At 66.2% G+C, this 19884-nt stretch carries 19 protein-coding genes; 6 read left to right on the top strand and 13 right to left on the bottom strand.

The window, feature by feature from the left end:
• Positions 1–19 precede the first annotated feature (19 nt).
• From RM1_RS11735 to RM1_RS11725, 3 genes are read right to left on the bottom strand one after another with little or no spacing between them, the layout of a single operon-like run.
• Positions 20–1216, bottom strand: a complete 1197-nt coding sequence (locus RM1_RS11735; RefSeq protein ID WP_072751513.1) for a nitrilase-related carbon-nitrogen hydrolase — start codon at positions 1214–1216, stop codon at positions 20–22.
• A complete protein-coding gene (locus tag RM1_RS11730; RefSeq protein ID WP_072751512.1) occupies positions 1206–2522 on the bottom strand; it encodes an ArgE/DapE family deacylase in 1317 nt (438 codons plus the stop codon). Before RM1_RS11730 ends, RM1_RS11735 begins: the two co-directional genes overlap by 11 nt.
• Complete coding sequence (locus RM1_RS11725) at positions 2519–4264, bottom strand: amidohydrolase (RefSeq protein ID WP_169922312.1); 1746 nt, start codon at positions 4262–4264, stop codon at positions 2519–2521. The genes RM1_RS11730 and RM1_RS11725 overlap by 4 nt, the downstream gene beginning before the upstream one ends.
• A gap of 157 nt (positions 4265–4421) precedes the next feature.
• Between RM1_RS11725 and RM1_RS27040 the strand changes: the two genes are divergently transcribed.
• The gene (locus tag RM1_RS27040) at positions 4422–5105 is read left to right on the top strand and encodes a helix-turn-helix transcriptional regulator (RefSeq protein ID WP_143069438.1); all 684 of its coding nucleotides are present in this window, start codon (positions 4422–4424) and stop codon (positions 5103–5105) included.
• A gap of 6 nt (positions 5106–5111) precedes the next feature.
• Positions 5112–5708 carry a DUF4178 domain-containing protein gene (locus tag RM1_RS26115; protein ID WP_072751509.1) on the top strand — a complete coding sequence of 199 codons (597 nt, stop codon included), beginning with the start codon at positions 5112–5114 and terminating at the stop codon, positions 5706–5708.
• A 110-nt stretch (positions 5709–5818) separates the two neighbouring features.
• Here the strand turns inward: RM1_RS26115 and RM1_RS11710 are convergent, their stop codons facing one another.
• Positions 5819–6418, bottom strand: coding sequence for a TetR/AcrR family transcriptional regulator (locus RM1_RS11710; protein ID WP_218019696.1), 600 nt, complete (start codon positions 6416–6418; stop codon positions 5819–5821).
• Between the two features lie 184 nt (positions 6419–6602).
• On the opposite strand from RM1_RS11710, the gene pdhA reads away from it, so the two are divergent.
• Genes pdhA through RM1_RS11695 form a run of 3 tightly spaced genes read left to right on the top strand, consistent with a single transcriptional unit; the run spans position 6603 to position 9985 of the window.
• Positions 6603–7721, top strand: coding sequence for a pyruvate dehydrogenase (acetyl-transferring) E1 component subunit alpha (gene pdhA, locus RM1_RS11705; protein WP_072751507.1), 1119 nt, complete (start codon positions 6603–6605; stop codon positions 7719–7721).
• The gene (locus RM1_RS11700; protein ID WP_072751506.1) at positions 7718–8710 is read left to right on the top strand and encodes an alpha-ketoacid dehydrogenase subunit beta; all 993 of its coding nucleotides are present in this window, start codon (positions 7718–7720) and stop codon (positions 8708–8710) included. Before pdhA ends, RM1_RS11700 begins: the two co-directional genes overlap by 4 nt.
• Positions 8711–8722: 12 nt before the next feature.
• Positions 8723–9985: a dihydrolipoamide acetyltransferase family protein gene (locus RM1_RS11695; RefSeq protein ID WP_083576674.1), complete on the top strand. Its 1263-nt coding sequence runs from the start codon at positions 8723–8725 to the stop codon at positions 9983–9985.
• A 363-nt stretch (positions 9986–10348) separates the two neighbouring features.
• Here RM1_RS11695 and RM1_RS11690 read toward each other — a convergent pair whose 3' ends face one another.
• The 3 genes from RM1_RS11690 to RM1_RS26395 form a co-directional block, all read right to left on the bottom strand.
• Positions 10349–11350 (bottom strand): ankyrin repeat domain-containing protein, encoded by a 1002-nt coding sequence (locus tag RM1_RS11690; RefSeq protein ID WP_072751505.1) that lies wholly within the window; start codon positions 11348–11350, stop codon positions 10349–10351.
• Positions 11351–11613: 263 nt separating this feature from the next.
• Positions 11614–11958 (bottom strand): VOC family protein, encoded by a 345-nt coding sequence (locus RM1_RS11685; protein ID WP_072751504.1) that lies wholly within the window; start codon positions 11956–11958, stop codon positions 11614–11616.
• A gap of 99 nt (positions 11959–12057) precedes the next feature.
• Positions 12058–12948, bottom strand: a complete 891-nt coding sequence (locus tag RM1_RS26395) for a helix-turn-helix domain-containing protein (RefSeq protein ID WP_072751503.1) — start codon at positions 12946–12948, stop codon at positions 12058–12060.
• 337 nt (positions 12949–13285) lie between these two features.
• Here RM1_RS26395 and RM1_RS11675 point away from each other — a divergent pair, with 337 nt between their 5' ends.
• Positions 13286–13996 (top strand): histidine phosphatase family protein, encoded by a 711-nt coding sequence (locus RM1_RS11675; protein WP_245816240.1) that lies wholly within the window; start codon positions 13286–13288, stop codon positions 13994–13996.
• Between the two features lie 444 nt (positions 13997–14440).
• Here the strand turns inward: RM1_RS11675 and RM1_RS11670 are convergent, their stop codons facing one another.
• The 6 genes from RM1_RS11670 to RM1_RS26110 all read right to left on the bottom strand — a co-directional run bounded on the left by RM1_RS11670 (position 14441) and on the right by RM1_RS26110 (position 19401).
• Positions 14441–15049, bottom strand: coding sequence for a leucine-rich repeat domain-containing protein (locus RM1_RS11670; protein ID WP_092667806.1), 609 nt, complete (start codon positions 15047–15049; stop codon positions 14441–14443).
• Between the two features lie 724 nt (positions 15050–15773).
• A complete protein-coding gene (locus RM1_RS11660) occupies positions 15774–16742 on the bottom strand; it encodes a LysR family transcriptional regulator (RefSeq protein ID WP_083576672.1) in 969 nt (322 codons plus the stop codon).
• Positions 16743–17322: 580 nt separating this feature from the next.
• Entirely contained in the window at positions 17323–17637 is a 315-nt protein-coding gene (locus tag RM1_RS11655; RefSeq protein WP_072751499.1) for a hypothetical protein, read from the bottom strand.
• Between the two features lie 100 nt (positions 17638–17737).
• Positions 17738–18382: a hypothetical protein gene (locus RM1_RS11650; protein ID WP_072751498.1), complete on the bottom strand. Its 645-nt coding sequence runs from the start codon at positions 18380–18382 to the stop codon at positions 17738–17740.
• On the bottom strand, positions 18379–18990 hold the full coding sequence (locus RM1_RS11645) for an RNA polymerase sigma factor (protein WP_083576671.1): 612 nt from the start codon (positions 18988–18990) through the stop codon (positions 18379–18381). Before RM1_RS11645 ends, RM1_RS11650 begins: the two co-directional genes overlap by 4 nt.
• Before the next feature lie 72 nt (positions 18991–19062).
• On the bottom strand, positions 19063–19401 hold the full coding sequence (locus RM1_RS26110) for a hypothetical protein (protein WP_143069436.1): 339 nt from the start codon (positions 19399–19401) through the stop codon (positions 19063–19065).
• Positions 19402–19884 lie beyond the last annotated feature (483 nt).

The raw sequence follows: 19884 nt of genomic DNA, 5'->3' as shown, positions 1-19884 counted from the left end.
AGGTCGGCCGATGCCGTCCTCAATCACCGCCGGTCCACCGGGCCAGGATTGCGTCGACATCGTCACCCCCTGGCGGCTCGATGTACCGTGCGCCCGGAAAGTCATGCGTCGGAGCGGTGTAGGTTCCGCGCTCGACGAGGCGCCGGATGTTGCCCCGGTAGATCTCGTCGGCCGCTGCGTGCCTGGCGGGTTCCCGATGGAGCCACAGGTTGGCCGGATGGATCGGCCGGTCGTACATCCGGCGGAACAGTTCGGTGCGGACGTCCTTGAGCCAGTTCGAGTTCAGGTTCATCACCCGGAACTGGCGCAGCGCCTCGATGTCGATCATCCCCGCGACGATGCTGTTCGCGCCCGACGCGGTGTGCCCGATGACCGTGCCGAGGTAGTCGACGACGTGCGAATGGCCGCCGCCGATGTCGAGCGGGTGTTCCGCGTCCGGCGTCGTGTAGACCGGACCGACGTTCGGACACAGCATGTAGACCCCGTTGAACTGGGCGTGCGCCCGATTCTGCAGCAGCCAGGTGCCGCCGGGTTCGTGACCCAGCTGGGTCATCGGCACGGCCTCACTGGGTCGGTACACGACCTCGGCCCCGTTGAAGGCGAGGGCGCGCACCGCCTCCGGATACTCGCCGTCGCTGCAGCAGATGGTCCCGATGTTCCCGATGTCCGGGGTGCGCAGGACCGGGTAGAACGCCTCGATCCCGTCCCCGAAGAGCTCGACCCAGCGGTCGTAGACGTCGTGCGGGGTGCACGAGTGTTCCCGGCACCACACATGGTTTTTCGCCGCCCTGTGCACTATCTCGCCTTGCGGTGAGATCACCACCATCATGTTGAAGAACCGGTCGTCGATGATCTCGGGCCAGCGGGCCTTGCACTGGACGATGATGTAGGTCTCGTACAGCCGGGCGAGGTCAGCGAGCCGATCGGTTTCCGGACCGGGGATGTCTATGAAGAGCTCGCGTGCGCTGCGCGCGTGCGGAAGGTCGAAGACCTCGTCGGTGAAACCTGTGAGCGCTCCCTCCGCCAGCGCGATGATCTTCACCGGCAGATTGATCCCCACCGTCGACACCGCACCGTGGATCGCATCCTCGATGGTGTCGAGGTTGCGGGCGATGTGTTTGCGGGAGCCGATGCCGTGCACGATCGTCGAGAGCCCGACCGCCATGTACGGGGCGATCGGCGCGGGGGACCCGCGCCGATCGCTGTCATTCGACACCGCACCACTCGATTGCCACGAGTGCATATGTTTTTGCTGCGCACATGATTTCGTCAATCGCGCAGCGCTCGTCGACGGCGTGCGCCATGCCAAGGCTGCCCGGTCCGAGGCCGACGGTTGGGATACCTGCGCGGGACAGCCAGGTGAGGTCGGTCGCTGATGGGAACGGCATCACATCGGGCGCCCCGGCGAGCCGCGTGTGCGCGGCCGCCCTGGTGCGTGCGCCGGCAACGGTCAGGCAGAACGGGTGGTCCCCATCGGTGCGGCCACCCGGGTAGTGCATCTGCCAGGTGATCGCCGGCGGATGGGCTCGCATCCACGGATCCCGCGCCGCGGTGCCGGCCACCGCACCCTCGATCTCACCCTGGACGTCGGACAGCTCGGCCGCGGGCGGGTAGAACACCGCGTATTCGAGGGCCATCTCGTCCGGGATGAATGCGACGTTGCGGCTGCCGCCCGCTCCGCCGTCGATCACGTCGAGGCCGATGGTGAACTGACCGGGCGTGAACAACGGATCGATCTTGGTGCTCACCCATTCGGACTCGAGTCGGCGCAACGCCTCGTGCACGGCGAGGCCCGAGTCGATGGCGCTCGAGGCGACCGGGTGGTCGCTGCGCTCGGCGAGCATCCGCGAACGCATCGACGCGTGTGCCGACTTGCCCGTCACGTCGATCCGAAAGACGAGCACCCCCGGGGTGGCCGGCATGACCGACAGGGGCCGCGAGGCACCGGTCGGCTCCGCCACGATCGCGGCATCTCCGAGGTAGCCGCGCTCGAGAACGGCGGAGGTGCCCATGTGGTGCTCCAGGTTTTCCTCACCCGCGACGGCCTGCAGGATCAGGTCACCCCGCAACCGGACGCCCGCCTCCCGCAGAGCACGGGCCGCGAACGCCTGGGCCACCAACCCGCTCTTCATGTCCACCGAGCCGCGTCCCCACAGGTGGTCATCGGCGACGACGGCGGTGAAGGGGTCGTGGGTCCACGCGTCTGCGTTGTCGGCGGGCACGACGTCGACGTGCCCGTTGAAGACCAGTGAGCGACCGCCACCGCTGCCTGCGACGACACCGACGGCGTTGTCGCGGCCCGGGGCCTCACCGAACAACTCCACCTCGGCCCCCGCCTCCCGGTAGATGCCGGCGAGCAGCTGCGAGACCTCGGTCTCGCCGCCGACGAGGCTTTCGTAGTCCTGATCGGCATAGGTGGGGTTGATGCTGCGGATTCCGATGGCGGTGGACAGCGTGGCCAGCAGTTCGTCGCCGAGGGCGTCGATCCGGGCGCTCACCCGGTCGGATGCGGTGTTGTTCATCGCGCCACCGCCGTCGCCTCGTCGGCGGGCGAGGAGAGGTCTCCGCTGTCGTACACGGTGTGCCCGCCCAGCATCGTCCGGAGCACCTTCGTGTCCGCGAGGTCGTCGATATCGCAGCGCAACGGATCGCGGTCGACGATGAGGACGTCGGCCTGGTTGCCGGGAGCGAGCGAGCCCACGTCCGACCACCCGATGACCTTCGCGGCGCCGGTCGTCCACATGGACAGCGCCTCGGCGCGGGTGAGCACCTGATCCGGCCCGTCGTTGCGGTGATCGCAGCCGGCAAAGCGGTGCGTCTGAGCGAGTTCGATCTGCTCCCAAGGGTTCTTGGGCCCCCAGTCGGTGCCACCGCCCAGCTCGAGGCCGGCGTCGACCAGACGCTTGAGTGGTTCGAGGTCGCGCCAGACCTGCTCGCCCATCCGCTCGCCGTACATCTTGCCCTTGCCCCAGGCGAATCCGGCCGAGGTCGTGACCTGGAAGCCGAGGTCGGCGTACCGCCGTACCTGGGCGGGGGTGATGGTGATGGCGTGCTGCAGGACCCAGTTCCGATCGCGGAAATCGTGCTCGCGGGCCACCCGCTCCGCGATGTCGAGGAATTCGTCGTGCTCACGGAACGCACCCATGCACATGTTCGCGCGGATCCCGTGCTCCGCGCAGAACCGGACGAAGGCCTCCTCCTTCTCCGTGGAGAGGAACCGGACGCCGCGGGTCTGTCTCCCGAACGGATTCAGGTGCGGCTGGTAGGTGGCGAAGTAACCGGAGAAGCACGGCCCGCCCGGGCTCATCGTCATCCCGTTGATGCGAAGCATGTCGTCGTCGAGGTTCATCGCCTCGCCCGCGAAATGCCCTAGACGCTCGGTGAATTCGTCGAGGGTGAGCGGATCGAAGGGGTAGAAGATGACCGACTCGACGTCGAAGGTCGCCATCACGCGCAGGGTGAGCGCGTCGCTCGCCCGCAGGTGGCGGTAGAGGGCGATGTGCTCGGGTTCCATGGCGTGGCCCTCGTATACCGTGGTCACGCCCTGGGCCGAGAACCGCGCCATCTCGGCGAGCGTGCCTGCGGCCGCGTTCTCGAGGTTCGGCGGCGGAAGCTTCATCAGGATCTGACCCCAGAACGGGTCGTAGGTGTAGTAGTTGGTGACCGGGCCTCGCAGGATTCCGGTGAGGTCGCCGGACTCGTCCTTCTCCAGGTCCACATCGCAGACCCGATCCGGGATGAAGGCGGTCAGTCCCACGGCACGCAGCCCGGCGCTGTTGAACGCCACCACGTTCGGCATCTTCGGTGCCCACGCCTGGATCATCACCGGATGCGCCTCGGTCGCGCGGTCGAGGGTCCACCGGTCCGGCAGGCGTCGTTCGAGCAGATCCTGCTCCGAGCGACGGATGAAGTAGTGCGGTTCGCCGACCGGCGTGCACATGATCCACTCGCCGGGCGGTGTCGTCGCGGCCCTGGCCCGGATCCGTTCGACGATGTCGGCGTGGTCGACGGCATCGGTGAGATCGACGAGCCCACCGGCGAGGGTGCCGAAGTGCATCACATGCGGGTGCGTGTCGACCAGGCCCGGCATCACGGTGCCGCCCTCGGCGTCGATGCGCTGTGCGCCCGGACCGGCCAGGCTCGTCATCTCATCGGTGGGCCCCGCCGCGAGCACCCGGCCGTCGGCCAGAACCAGCGCCTCGGCCTCGGGAACCCCGGGGTCGAGTGTGAGGACCCGTCCGCCGGTGACAATCGTGTTGGTCATCGCTTCCTCCGCTCCCGACCGGTCCACCCGGTCTGGCATCTGCGAAGCTATGCCGCCGGTCACATCCCGACATCAACCCAACGGATGAGATCGCTCGGGTCGTCCAACCCCGCTCGGCCTGGTCGGAACCGACGGACCGCACTAGTGTGTGTGGACCATGCAGCCGCGGTCCGACATCGACGACCTCGCCCGGTTCAAGTCCGAGGCGATGGGGTTCCTGGCCGGGCTGGTGCCGATTACGGGGATCGTCTTCTACTCGGTCGACACCAACCTGAACCCGGTCGATCACGCCTTTCACCGGATCGAATCGGACCGGAACGAGCGCTACACAGAGTTCTTCCACCGGCTCGACCCGTTCCACCCCCGCAGGTTCGCCGCCACCGGTAAGCGCATCGTCAGCCTGCGCGATCTCCACCAGCGTTATCACGGCGGCGAATACCACCGCCGCTTCATGGCTCCGCTCGGCCTGGACTACGAGGCGGAGCTGTACCTGTACCGCACCGGGCAGATGGTCGGAGGCGTCTCCCTGCACCGCTCGTCGGAGCAAGGTGACTTCACACCCCGTGAACTGGAGCTGCTCGGCAACGCACGTCACTTCCTCGAGCACACCTTCACGACCGGACGGTCCTTCGAGGCGGCCCGGCGGGTCGACGAATGGGGGCTCACACAACGCGAGCGCGACGTGCTTCGGCTCATCCGCGAGGGTGCGGCGAACGCCGACATCGGCCGTGTGCTCTACATCAGCGTCCCGACCGTGAAGACCCATCTGCAGCACATATACGACAAGTCGGGGCTGCGGTCTCGAGCCCAGCTCATCGCGCGGCTCGGCGCGACGGACTGACCGCGGATGGGTGTCGTGATTCTTCTACTCGCCCTGTTGGTTCTGGTCTCGATCGTCGGGAACGTCGTACTCGGCAGGCGCACAAGCACTTCCGGTGCGCCACCGCGAGTCGATCCGCTCGCCGCCGACCCGGAGGCGTACGACCCGCTCCGGATCGGTGAGGGTGACATCGTCATGTACGCCGGTGTCGACCACGTCGTCCGCGGCACGTTCAATTTCGACCAGGAGGGATTTCGCTGGCACGAGCACCTGCTCGACGGCCCGACCGGCCGTCGCCGGCTCACGGTCGAGTACGACGAGGGCGAACTCGAGATGACGCTGTGGACGCGGTGCGAGGGGACCGGCCTCGAGCCCGGCGAAGACGTGGTTCTCGACAAACGCGTGTACCGGCAGGTCAGGTCCGGTGCAGTTCGGTTCGCCGCAGAGGGAGCGACCGGCACGGTGCCGTCCGGATCGATGGACTATGCGGACTACGCGACCGCCGACAGGACCGGGCTGCTCGCGTTCGAGCGGTGGGCGAAGAACGAGTCATGGGAGGTGTCGACCGTACGTACCGTCACCCGCGGCGAGCTCAGGGTCATCCACGCGGGTTCTCTCGATTGAGCGTGCCTCTGCTCGAGGTCGCACCGTCCCACGTCGACATGGCCACGCTGACCCCCGCGGGGATAGCGCGCAAGTAGCGATTGAAGTGCCGGTAACGCGAAGGCGAGCGATCACGTGCCCTGGGCTGGCGCGAGCCCGAGGCGACGCAGGGCAGCTGCTGCATGAGCTGCAGCCTCCGTCGGGTCGGGGCCCGCGCGTAGCCCGAGTAGGCGTTGCCGGTGGGGCTCACCAAGAAGTAGTGCGAACACCGACTGCGCCAACTCGAGGTCCGGTTCGGGCAGCCGACCGTTCAAAGCTGCGATGTATGCCTGCGGTCCGTCTCGGTAGAACCTCGTCGCGAGGTCGGGGAACCTGTGGGCTTCGGTGATCATCAATCGGTGGAGTCCGATTGCTTCGTCGGAGTGCAGGGCGAAGACGATCTCGGTTGCGAGCTCTTCCAGATCCTGCCCGCTGGACGGTCGTCGTAGCGCGCGGAGTCGGAGCCGTTCGACAGCGGCCAGGAAGACCTCGGTGCGGTCCCCGAAGTAGCCGTAGATCGTCCGTTTGGTCACGTGCGCTTCCGCGACGATGTCATCCAGTGTGACCTGGGCGAACCCGCGGGCAACGAACAGGCCGACCGCGGCATCGAGGATGTCGTCGCGTCGCTGCGCTCGTTCCGCATCCGTCGGGCGCCCCTTCTTCCGGGGCGCTGCCACGCCTTCGGCAGCCACTGGCAACTCCTCACGACTCGCCACCATGGTTGCACGCACCCTATAATGAACCGTACCTCGTTTCATTAACTGGTTGCCGCTGCTCGCACACTGTCGAGACCGGAGCGGTGACCCTGCATCCGCGGGTCGTTCCCGACAGATCGGCTCGTGGATGCGGTGCGTCAGGGCGAAAAGGAGAACCCACATGCCCTCGAATACCAAGGCCCCGCGCGCGTCGACCCGGCGCACCGCGGCCACCCCTCCCCGTGGAGGTGCTCTCGAAGATCAGCAACTATTGGGCTTCTACCGGCAGATGGTGTTGATCCGTCGCTTCGAGGAACGCGCTGCCCGGGCCTATACCGAGGCGAAGGTCGGCGGCTACTGCCACCTCAATCTCGGCGAGGAGGCCACGGTCGCCGGCCTCATGTCGGCCGTGCAACCCGACGACTACGTGTTCACCAACTACCGGGAGCACGGGTACGCGATCGCCCGCGGCATCGCCCCTGCGCGAGTGATGGCAGAGCTGTACGGACGCTCCGATGGTGTGTCCCGCGGATGGGGCGGGTCGATGCACATGTTCGACATCGCCTCCCGATTCATGGGCGGGTACGGGATCGTCGGCGGCCAGGTGCCGCTGGCGACCGGCGCGGCGCTGGCGATCGACTACCGCAACGGCTCCGAGGCGGTGGTGTGCCTGATGGGTGACGGGACGACGAACATCGGTGCGTTCCACGAGTCGTTGAACATCGCGGCGCTGTGGGGGCTTCCGATCGTCTACGCCGTCGTCAACAACGGCCTCGGCATGGGCACCACCGTGGAGCAATCCTCGGCGGAACCGGAGCTACACAAGCGCGCCGCGTCCTACCGGATGGCCTCGGCCCGGGTGGACGGCAACGATCCTGTTGCGGTGCACGCGGCGGCCCAGGTCGCGCTCGCCAGCGCACGGAAAGGCAAGCCGTACCTACTGGAGACCGTGTCGGGCAGGCTGAAGGGGCATTCGGTGGTCGACCCGGCGCGCTACCGCAGCCGCGAGGAGGCCGAAGCGCTGAAGGCATCCGATCCGGTCGCCGCGTACGCGGCGCGACTGCACGAGCAGGGATCGCTGACCGACGAGCTCATCGCGCAGATCGACGCCGACGCCGTCGGGACCGTCGCGGCGGCGGTCGAGTTCGCCGACGCAAGCCCGTTTCCGGACGTCTCGACGCTCTTCGACTACACCTACGCCACCCCGGTGCCGAACGATTCACGCCGGCTTCCCGGAGATGCCTTGTTCCCGGCCTCGCCGAGACCGGCGGCGGACGCTCATGCGGAGGTGTCCGCATGAGCGTGATCAGCTACCGGCAGGCACTGCACGATGCGCTGCGCAGCGAGATGCTGCGCGACGAAGACGTATTCCTCATCGGAGAGGAGATCGGCCTGTTCGAGGGCTCCTACAAGATCACAGCCGGGATGCTCGCGGAGTTCGGACCCAAACGGGTGCGCGACACCCCGATTGCGGAGGAGGGCTTCACCGGCGCCGCGATCGGGGCCGCCATGCTCGGACTGCGGCCGGTCGTGGAGATCATGACGATCAACTTCTCCCTGCTCGCACTCGATCAGATCGTCAATCACGCCGCGAAGATCTACGGCATGTTCGGCGGGCAGGCCCGCGTGCCCCTGGTGATCCGCACACCCGGCGGCGGCGGGCAGCAACTCGGCGCCACACACTCTCAGAACATCGAGCTCTACTACGCGTTCGTGCCGGGCATGAAGGTCGTGGCGCCCTCCAGCCCCGCGGATGCGAAGGCGCTGATGCTCGCCGCGATACGCGACGACGATCCGGTGCTGGTACTCGAGAATCTCGCCCTCTACAACACGACCGGCGAGGTCCCCGACCACGACGAGCCGGCACAGATCGGCCAGGCCGCCGTCACCCGCGAGGGCACCGACATCACCGTCGTCGCCTACTCCCGGATGGCCGCCGTCGCACTCCAGGTCGCCGAACGGCTCGCCGACGAGGGCATCGACGTCGAGGTCGTCGATCTGCGCAGCCTCCGCCCGCTCGACCGGGACACGATCATCACGTCTGTCAAGAAGACGAACTGCGCGGTCGTACTCGAAGACGACTGGCTCACGTACGGGATCGGCGCGGAGATCGCCGCGACCATCTCCGACGGCGCGTTCGACTGGCTCGACGCTCCCGTCCGACGAGTCGCCATGGCCGAAGTCCCCCTGCCGTACTCCAAGCCTCTGGAGACCGCCGCGTTGCCTTCGGCGGACGACGCGATCACCGCCATCCGGGAAACGCTCGACGCCCTCGCCCGACGTCACTGAGAGGACACCATCATGATCGACATCCTCATGCCGCGCCTGTCCGACACCATGACCGAAGGCGCCATCTCGGCCTGGCACAAGCAGCCCGGCGACCCCGTCTCCCCGGGAGATCTCCTCGTCGAGATCGAGACCGACAAAGCAATCATGGAACAGGAGGCCTACGAGGCCGGCATCCTCGTCGAGATTTTCGTCGCGGAGGGTGAGAACGTCCCGATCGGCGTACCGATCGCCCGACTCGACAACGGAATCGACATGCCGACGGGCACCGACCCGGCACCCCTCGGAGCCGATCCGTCTCCGGCATCCGCCCCCACGTCCGTGCCCGACGAGAAGCGGCGATCGGACGCGGACAGGTCGGTGTCGACCTCCAATGGACATCCGGGGCGTCGCGTCGCGACGCCGTTGGTGCGCAAGCTCGCTCGGGAACGCGGGATCGACCTCGCGACGGTCTCGGGGACAGGTCCGGCCGGACGCATCGTCCGCGCCGACCTCGATGCTCGAGTCGCAGATTCTCCGATGTCTCGCTCGATCGCATCCGGTGCAGCCTCGGTACCACCGTCGGCGCCGTTGGATGCGCGTGAACCGCAGCCGGTGCCCTTCGACGCGGTCCGCCAGGCGATCGCCACTCGATTGACCCAGAGCGGCACCACCGTCCCGACCTTCACCGTGACCGCGTCCGCGGACGTCGGCGAACTCCTCGAACTCCGCGGCCGAATCAATCACGCGAACGCCGGCACGGACGTGAAGGTGAGCGTCAACGACATCTTGGTCCGCGCCGTAGGTCTTGCACTGCGCGCCCATCCCGGGATGAACGCCTCCTACGCCCCCGACGGGGGCGGCCTGACCCTCCTCCACCAGCGTATCCACGTCGGCATCGCCGTGGCCTCCCCATCTGGGCTCATCGTTCCCGTCGTCCGCGACGCCGACCGCGCCGCTGTCACGACGATCTCCGCCACCACGCGCGGCCTCGTCGGCAGGGCCGCGGACCGGAAGCTGACGCCCGCGGACATGAGCGACGGGACGTTCACGATCAGCAACCTCGGTATGTACGGCATCGAGCACTTCACCGCGATCATCAACCCACCCCAGGGCGCGATACTCGCGGTCGGCGCCGCGCGCGAGGAACCTGCCTTGGACGGAGGCACGGTGGTGGCGTGCAGGCGTTTGCGATACACGATCACCGCCGACCACCGCATCATCGACGGTTCGCTTGCGGCCCAGTTCCTTGCCACGCTCACCGGGCTGCTGGAGAATCCACTGCGGATCGTGGGATGAGCAGCGCCTTCAATCGGGTTCGGTACAGGCTGTAGGCCGCCGGTGTCGACGGAGCTTGTCGGGGTGGCGTGAAATCTCCACGAAACGCCGCCCCGGCACAGCCTCCGGTTATCGGGTCAACCAACCCGGAACGCGCCCTTGCCGCCATTCTCCTTGTGAATCGCCACCGTTGTTGTCATTTCCCGCAGCCGTGACTTGCAGTGCGCCAACTACGGTGACAACCCTTGATCGCGATAGCGGTCAAGATGGTGGGCAATTGTTCGAGAATCCGCCGTGTGAGCTCGGAGGGCCGCAACTCCGCATGACCTGTATGAACTCGTGCAGCGAGCCGGGGATCGATCGCTGCTCGTCCGGCTCGATCCTTCACAGCACGGCCTGCTCCCACTTGTCGGTGCCGATCATGCGGGACTTCGCCGAATCGATCCGCCATCGACTGCTTCTGCGGACGCAGACGAAGATCCACTCGTATTCGTGAACGAACTCGATCGGCTCCAGATGCCGGACGTGGAGCTCACGACGGGAGGCGGTCGGTTCGGTCTCGTCTACGAGCGCGAACTCGGGTGAGATGTCCGGTATCGCGCCGATGGCGGCACGCACGTACCGCTTTCTGGTGGTGCAGTGGGCGGCCGCGATTGCGCCTGCGACCTCGAGCGCCGCGACAAAGCCGTAGCGCTCGCCCTTCGACTCGGCAGCCTGCAGCGCCGGCCAGGCCGCGGCTTCCCACGCGTGAATGGCCCGAATGTAGCTCCAGACCACCTGAGCGGGTGATGCCGTGTCAGGGATCGGAGAACCAAGACCATCGAGTACTTCTGGCTCCCACGTCAGTTCGGGCCAGGGGCGCGCCGTCAACGGTTCCCGAGGTGCAGGGGGAGTTGCTCCCGCCTCGAGCAGGATCGTCACAGCCGCGTCGTTTCGGCGTTTCTCCGCGAGCGAGAGCGCGTTGTGTCCGCGATTGTCCTCCAGCTGAGGGTCAGCTCCCGCGTCGAGCAGCAGTCGGACTACCTCGGTGTGCCCGGCAGAGGCGGCGAGCATGAGGGGAGTGTGGCCCATGAAGCTGTTCGCCGAAACCTCGTTCGGATCGGAACCGTGAGCAAGCAGGACCCTGGCCACCTCGACGTGGTCTTGAACGGCAGCCCACTCCAGCGCGGTGTGGCCGACCGCTGTGCACGACGCCGTGCGATCCGCTCCGCAGGCGAGAAGCCGTTCCACGATCTCGGGATGCCCGGCGATGGCGGCCTCCAAGAGCGGGGTTCGCCCGGTACCCTTGCGCCGTTCTTCGATGTCGTCGCCGGCGTCGATCCGCGCAGACAGCGTGTCGAGATCGCCGCGTTCGGCTGCCTGGCCGAGACGATGATTCGAGTGCATGAGGACCCCTGTTCCGACGGATGGACATGATCGTGCCGGCCGATCAGGTCGTCTGCTCGACGGTCAGGGTCCGGCCGGTTGATTCGCCGATGAAAGCGTAGAGCGCCGCCTTCATCACAGAGGTGTTCGTCTCTGTGGCCAAATCCAAACCGGACGACCAGTAGCGAAACCGCCTCTGAAGGGGCAGTCGCGGTGGTCGTCCGGCCCGGTTCGATGCCGACAAGTGAAAGGGCCAAACACCTCGCAGGGTTGGGAGACATGCCCTATGTGGTCGCCGCCTGGTGCAGACCGAACTGCACGCCCTGGTCGTCGGTGCAGGTGGTGAACCGTCCGAACCCGGGTTCTTCGGGCCGGGGGTCCTCCGCGGTGCCGCCCAGCGCGCGGACGGTCCGCACGGCCGATTCGATGTCGTCCACGGCGAAGTACATCGCGATGCGCGCCTCGGCATCCTGGTCGTGCAACCCGGCCATAGTGCCCGGCGTCGTGATCGAGACCTGGTCGCCGACGCCGGTGGGTGGGAACTCCCATCCGAACAGTCGCCCGTAGAACGCCTGCGCGCGTCCGGAGTCGGGGACGCCGATCTCGAAGAAGGTCAATTCGCCGTGCATGTCAGCTCCCATTTGTCGGTGATTGGTACCGGTCACCGTAGGAGGGTTCGGGGCGCGGGTCTTGGACATTTGTGACGCTCGGACCGATTGGAGGCGCCGTCAGATTCCTGCCATGCCGGAGGCGGCCGGATCCGCGTCCATTCCGGTCAGATATGCCCCTGGAGGGCCGCCGGCCAATTCCCGGAACTCCCGATTGAGGTGGGCCTGGTCGTAGTAGCCGCAGGTCGATGCGATCGCGGCCAGGGAACGGCGCCCGGGTTGGTGCAGCATGTTCACCGCTCGATGAAAGCGCACCAGCCGCGCCATCGACTTGGGCGTGAGGCCGACCTGCTCGCGGAATCGGTCGGCGAGCCGCTTACGGCCCCAACCGGTTTGGTCGTGCAGTGCACTCATGCTGAGATTGCCGCGACTGCTGAGGAGTTGCTGCCACGCGCCGGCCAGCACCGGGTCCACGTCTCGTCCGCGCTGAGCCCGCACCGTCAGAACCGAGTCCAGGAGATGAAATCGTTCCGCCCAGGTAGCGGCCGCGCCGATCCGTCCGACCACCTCCGCTGCCCCGTCCCACAGCTCGGCGAGGTCGACGACGCGGTCGGTCAGGTCCGAGGCCGGCACGCCGAACAACCGTAGGGCCGACAGTGGCGACAGTTGTGCTTCGAGCACAGTCTGGGTTCCGCTGTGAGCGGCCAGAGTCGCTGTGCGACCGACACCAACCAGCACCGCTGAAGTGCTCAGATCGCCGCTGGGGCGGCTGAGGGACAACGGCTCGGCGAGGCTGATCACGAGCACGGGGCTGGGCGACGGGAGCTCGCGACGCAGGATCGGCATCGCCGACACCTCCCGGAAACCCCCGTACCGAGAAACCAGGCCGGCAAGAGTGGGCGCTGGGGTCGCGGAGACTGCAGCCCACTGCAAGTGGGTGCCATTGCCTCGCCTGGTCTCGCCCACGGTGGCCACCGGCCCAGTCTGCCGCAGGCCGTAGTTGACGCCCATCCGCAGGCCTTCAACGGTGTAGACCTGTGATCGCGACGTCCCGGTCGCGGCGACGGTGGCCTTGCGAGGGGATGAACCGAACCCGACGTGATGGGAGTCAATGGGTCGGCGATCTCCCGCTCGCACCTCCGCTCCCGGTGGTTTTCGGCTGCGCGCGGTCCGGTGCGCGAGGGCTCCCGATGGATGGGACACCCCGTAGTCGGTTCTGGCAAAAAGCTGCTTCTGTGAGATGCGACACCCCAAGTCTCGGTCTTCGGCAGACCTGAAGTGGCGTTCCCCACGATGAAAGGCGTTCTCACCCATGCGAATCCGATCTCTTCGACTATCCATTGCGGTGATGGCGACCGCGGTCGCGGCCACGACCGCTACCGCCGGCGTCGCGTCCGCTGATATCGACTTCGGAAGCTCCGGGGGCAGCTCCGGCAGCAGCGACGGCGAAATGGTCATCACCCTGGTGCGCCATGCCGAGTCCGCCGGAAACGTCTCCGGTCTGATCGACACCAAGGTGCCCGGACCCGACCTGACCGCACGCGGCCGGACACAGGCAGACAACCTGGCCATCCAGCTGGCCGACCAGAATTACGACTGCGCCTTCGCGTCCAACATGGTGCGAACCGAGCAGACTGCGGCACCGACCGTCGCAAAGCACGACCTGAGCCTCAACGTTCAGCCCGGTTTCCGCGAGATCGAGGCAGGCGAGTACGAGGGCACCCCGGAGGCTGCGGCGCTGTCCGGGTACCTGCAGGCGCCGATCAAGTGGCTCTCCGGCGATCTGAACGCACGGATTCCGGGCTCCATCGACGGCAACGAGTTCGACGGCCGCGTCGATGAGGCACTGCTCGAGGTGCAGCGCCGCGGCTGCACCAACCCGGTGATCTTCTCGCACGGCGGCACCATCATGTTCTGGTCCATGATGAACGCCAGCAACGCCGACAAGAGCAAGCTCGGCACCGATCCGATGCGTAACGGCGGCCACGTCACCCTCAAGGGCAGCCCGAAGAAGGGCTGGACGATTGTCGACTGGGTCGGCCACCCGGGCCTTGGCTGATTCAGCCTTCCGCGCCCCGGATGTCATCGACACAATCGATGGCGTCCGGGGCGCAGTCGTATCTCAGCCCAGGGGTGACGAATGGCCAACCACGGTGACCATTCACACCCCGGTGTGAACTGCCAACGAAGTCGGCAAATCTCGGAGCCCCGACCTGCGGTGTGACAACTAGCGTGTCAACGCCAGGGCGCGATCGTGGTCATCGAAGTTGGCAATTGTTCTGTCTGATTCCCAAGGCGGCCTTGGATCTCGTCTGCGGTCCACGGCCGACGACCAGGCTGACCCGCGAGACACTGTCGTCAGCCCGCGCACTCCGTCGACGGCTCAGAGCTCGAGGTCTGCCAGGTGTAGCTGTTCAACGGCCTACCCGAAATCTGACTGGTCCATGACAAGGAGACGGCACGAGCGGCTTGCACTGGCGCACCCAGTCGTCCTTCCGTCCACTCACCCGTCGATGATGGTCAGGTTGGCCATGCTGCGCAGTGAGGAAACATCTGTGACGTGTGATCCGGAGAGTTCGAGCATTCCCAGATGCGGCAAGCCGGCCAGTGGCGAGACGTCCGTGATCGAGGTCCCCTCGAGGTCGAGCCAGGTCAGGCCCGTCAGGCCCGCCAACGCAGCCACGTCGACCACCTCGGTCTCCGCGAGTTTGAGGCAGGTGAGGCCGCTCAGGCCCCCCAGGGGGTCGACGTCCCGGAGTGGCGTCCAGCGCAGGTCCAGAAACTCCAGTCCGGTCAGACCGGCAAGCGGGGACACATCACTGACTTGCGTTGCGCTGAGGTAGAGGTGGGTGAGACCGTTCAGGCCCGCCAACGGGGACACCTCCCGCACAGGCGACCAGCGCAGGTCGAGCCTCTGCAACGCGGTCAGCGTCGACAGCGGGCGAAGATCGATCACTACCTCCCCGTGCAATCGCAGTTCGGTCAGGTTCGACAGTTCGGACAACGGGGCCAAGTCCGCCACGGGCAGCTGATCGAGTTCGAGGAACGCAGTCCGGGCGATGGCTTCAGCATCCAGAGGTGTCGAGATCGGACGGTCCAGCTGCGCGTTCACCGCAGCAACCACACCAGCCGCCCCACGCCGCACGCTACGTCTCGGGCTCATCGTTCCGATCCTTCGCCTGTTCGGGACATGGTCCGGCGGGTCACGACACCCTGGTTTGCGGCGCCGATGACCTCCGTGAGGAACTGCACCCGCGGGATCGGGGTTCGTGCCGCTGTGACAACTACCTGTCAAATTGCCAACTACGGTGTCAACTGTGACAACTAGCTGGCAAATTGCCAACTACGGTGTCCGTTCACACCCGCTGTGAATCGTCATCGTAGTTGGCAACTCCCGACGTGCTGATCTGTCGTGTGACAACTAGGGTGACGACAACATGGGGCGGTCGTTGTCATCGAAGGTGGCAATTGTTCGCGGCGGTTCGTTGACCAAATCATGGTGCGATGTCAATTGGCGCTCTGCTGCGACCGCGGCGGGTGGACGGTGCGGTTTGATCGCCACACCGATCGTGCGGTGGCGTCGATCACCGCGCTCTGCGAATCCGGGTGGTGACCTCATGTCCTCCCGAGACATGTTGCCGCCGAGTGGGAGCGGGAGTCAGATGAAGGACTTGCGCTGCTCTGATCGGCGAGGAATGCGTTTCCGCGATCGGAGGCACCACAGCGGCGGCACTGACGTAGCCCTCCTCGAAGGTGAACTCGAGGACATCGCCGGGCCGCCCGGGCCGGTCCGCGCCGACACCGAGGTCACGCGCCACAAAGCCGTGCTGGTGTCGTCAGCGTTCGGATGACGTCACGCCTGAGCGCCCCTTGAAGTCCGGCTCCTGTAGCCGTGTGACCAGCTTCGGGTGCTCATCACGCACCCGCCGGGCGACGTCGACGAACGAGCGGACGAGTGGCGAGTCGGTGTCGCGCGGCCACGCGACCGTGACCTCGCTGTGCTCGACGTCGGTGATCGGCAGTAGTTTCACCCCGGGATGGGGGATCCAGCGTGCGCACGCCACCGACACTGAGATGCAGACGCCGGCCATCACCTTCTGGTACACCTCCAGCAGGCCCGTAGAGCGGGTCACGATCCGTCCGGGACTTCCGCCTCGATGCTCGTCGAGTTCCCAGAACGCGTTCCACACCGGGTCGGTGCTCGCCGCCCCGGACAGCTGCTCGTCGATCAGGTCGGCCGCGCGGACCGAGGTGCGCTCGGCGAGGTGGTGATCGGCCCGTACCAGCGCCACCAATGGCTGGGTGAACAGGCGAAGGAAGTCGACTCGGTCGGTGGTCAGTGGGCGGCGCACGAACGCCACGTCGACCAACCCGTCATTCAGCCCGCAGGACGGATCGTCGTAGTTGAACTGGCGCATCTCGATCGTGGCGCCGGGGTGGCGATCACGGAACGCCGACATGATCGGCTCGGTCAGGGTCAGCGCGGCCCCCTCAACGAAGCCCAGCACCAACCGCGTGCTTTCGGTGCGCTGCATCAAGCGGGCGCGCCCGACCGCGGCGTCCATGGCAGCCAGCGTCGCGGTGGCGTCCTCGTAGAACGCCGCGCCGGCAGCAGTCAGGGCCACGCTGCGTGTGGTGCGCGTCAGTAGCGTGACGCCGAGGGACTGTTCGAGCTGCTTGATCTGTGCGCTCATTGCCTGCTGCGCGACATACAGCTTCTGCGCCGCGCGGGTGAAACTCAACTCCTCAGCGACGGCGATGAAGTACCGGAGTTGACGCGACTGGATGTCTTTTCCCGCTAGCACTTTTCAGCCCCCGTACTCGGCCGTGTGAGCTACGGGCCGTCTACAACTCGCACCTCCGATCGGGCGCCCGAACGCCGGCCTCGCCCTGTCGCCGAGCTCAATCCGGCGGCTTGACAGGCGGTTGGGCCGGTGGGCAAGGGGACGGCACAGGGCGGCCGACCGCGGGTTTCCGGCCTGCCGGAACAGGACTCCGTGTTCCGGCCCACCCTCTCGATGCGCGGACCTCGCGACAGCCGCGACGGTCGATCCACGAGAGAGGCGATAGTGCGAGTGGAAGAAGATCTGAAACAGCAGTCCACGACGAATCGACAAGGCATTGTTGTCATTACGGAGCGCGGTCCGATTCCTTACGTACACCAGAATGCGAACAGCGGATCCTCGCCTTACCCGGGGCATCGGAGATCGGCGGAGGTGCATGCAACGCGGCCTCGACCTCCTCGGCGAACACCTTCTCAGTTCCTCGCCAATCTCCGCCGTTACCGGTGTCGATCCGTCGGCCGATATCGCGCTGTCGTTGGCTCGGCGCATTCGCGGTCCTTCCAGTCAAGGGGGAAGTAGGGTCGGCGCGTAACTGGAGAGGTCACGGCGCGAGCTCTGGCAGAGTCACGATGCACGCGGCAGGTCTGTCCGGGGACTGCTCGACAGCCGCGCGCATGTCGTCGTCGATGCCGATCTCGTACTGGGCCACGGGAGGGTGGGTTGTCGCGAACGCCGCGACAGCGCGCTCCTCGAGTTCGAGCGCCTGCCTGGCGCCGCGCAGGCACACCACTGCCACCGGATCCCACTTCGGTACAGGGCTGTATTCGTCCGCGCACAGCACCACGCCGGTGACCGCTGGCTCGGTGTCGAGAATTGCGGCTACGAGCGCGACCTCTGCTCCGTCGAGCATCGTCATGGTCAGTCCTCTCACATGCGGGGAACGGGGATATCCGATGCGAGGAAGGGCATCTGGGTGATCAGGCGACGTGTTGTCGAACACTGCCCCTGTGCTCCCTTTATCCGACGGGCGCGACGGCGTCGGGCGTGACGGTCACGCCTTCAGCCAGGTCCACGAGTTGGGCATCGGTCAACCCGATGCCACTCCACGCCTGCAACAGCAGCGAATGCGCCCCGTCCGTGTAGTGCAGCGTCCGAGTCCCCTCGTCCACGTTGATCACCGCCGGCGCTCCGTGGACCGAGACCGCACCCCCCTCGAGCGAGGGCGCTGCCGACTCGAGACTGACGAGGATCTTGTCCACGAAATAGTTCGCCGGCGTATTGTCACCCTGCCGGGCCAGAGTGAGGAAACTCGGCGAAGACCCCTGCAGGACAAAACCTTCCGGAACACGACTGATCGTGTATCCCGCCGGCTGATCACCGGTGTATGCAACGAGGCGGACAGTCGACGATCCCACCTGCACGCTCGGGTGATCACCCCCGGCAACCGGCTGAACCTGCTGCCCAGACCCCATGACGCCCGTCGCTCCCACCGTGACCGCTGCGGCGAGAGCGAACGCGACACCGCCCCCAATCGCACCGCGCCGGACACGAATCCGCCGAAGCGCCGCCCGCCCGCGTCGCACATCCTGTTCGATCACCTGGTCACTGACATCAGATGCAGCCTGCACGTTCAACCCGGCGAGTCGTTCCTCGACGTTCATCGAACCGTCTCCTTCATTCGATCCTGCGATTTCGATGTGCTCGCGGTAGCGCTGCCCGACGCAGCGGGCCTCAACAAGTCACGTAATTTCTCCACCCCACGGGACGCTTGGCTCTTGACGGTCCCGGAACTGCACCCCAAGGCGTGCGCCGCCTCCGCCACGTCAAGACCTTCGACGTAACGGAGCACCACGACAGCCCTCATCCGTGGGGGCAATGTCGCGAGCGCCGCCAGCAGCTGGTGATCGACAACCTCGTCCACAAATCCCGTGCGCTGCCCACCCGAACCGGGTACCGCCGCCACATCCGGGACCTCGGCCACGTGCCGCTCACGCCGCATGAAAGGCCTGCGATGATGGTCGATGAGATTGTTGACCAGAACCCTGCGAGCGTAGGCATCGAGATTGGTGCTCCGCGCACGAGACCACTTCAAGTACAAACGAGTCAACGTCGTTTGAACGAGATCCTCGGCAAGGTGCGCGTCACCGCTGGTCAGCAAGGTAGCCGACCTCAACAGCTCCGACCGCCGGCGCCGCACATAGTCCTCGAACTCGGCGTCCCTAAGAGACCCCACGTCCCGGTCACCGCTCGACGACTTTCTCTGGTTCATACCCCACCAACGGATTCCATGACCGAACCGGTTGCCTCCCGTTATGTGACGACCATCACATCGATTCTTGAGCTACCGCGCAACCGATTCGGTCGTGTTTTCCGTTAGTTGGGCATGAACGCTCTCGATCCTGCGAACCAGGCGGGCGACATGAAGTCTGATCGCGACGGCGAGTTCGAAGGATTCGTCCGGCGGCGCCTGGTCAACTTGCTGATCGATCTTCGGCGCGGGCCGTCCGCGCGACGGGCCGGCCCGGCCCCAGACCTGGTAGCGAGGGGAAGTCCTGGGCGGCTGATCGGGCGGTGTTGCCGTCGTACGTGTAATCCGCTCGAACATCACACGCGGTGGGTCGATGTCGCCGGCCGCGCGAACGAGATGGCAAGCGTCGTCGAGTTCGGTCAACTCGAGCACGTCCCAAGCTAGGCCTCGACCCGAACTAGGAGAAAAGCTGGTCGAAGTACTGGTTCATGCCTGCCCTCGATCGCGTTGGCGTGGGCGGCAGCGTGATGGCCGCGACCGCGGCGAGTGCCGACAACATTTGTGGCGATTCCTGGCCTCAGGTGTCAAATTTGCGATCTTCCGAGTAACGAATTTGACGTGCATGGAATGCGCTTCGATCTGAAAGTACGTCCATGCTGTGAATGTATCGATATATGCGCACTTCGATACCCGCCGCATTAACCGAATCGGCTGCCAGATTGACAATAAACGTGGCTGTATCTTGCCTGGAGGATTCGCGTTTCTGTGGTCGAGCCTCGCAGGGGGCCGACGGGTATTTTGATGCAAAAGTGCAGTTCAGGCCCGGTTGGTGGCGTGTTGTAGCTTCGGTGAAGGATGCGCGAGCGCGTCTCGGGGTGGGCTTTGGTTCACCGACAGAACAATTTGTCAAAATTT

This window comes from Rhodococcus maanshanensis NBRC 100610 (assembly GCF_001894865.1).
Classification (GTDB): domain Bacteria; phylum Actinomycetota; class Actinomycetes; order Mycobacteriales; family Mycobacteriaceae; genus Rhodococcus_G; species Rhodococcus_G maanshanensis.
This window is presented reverse-complemented; position numbering and strand designations above follow the sequence as displayed.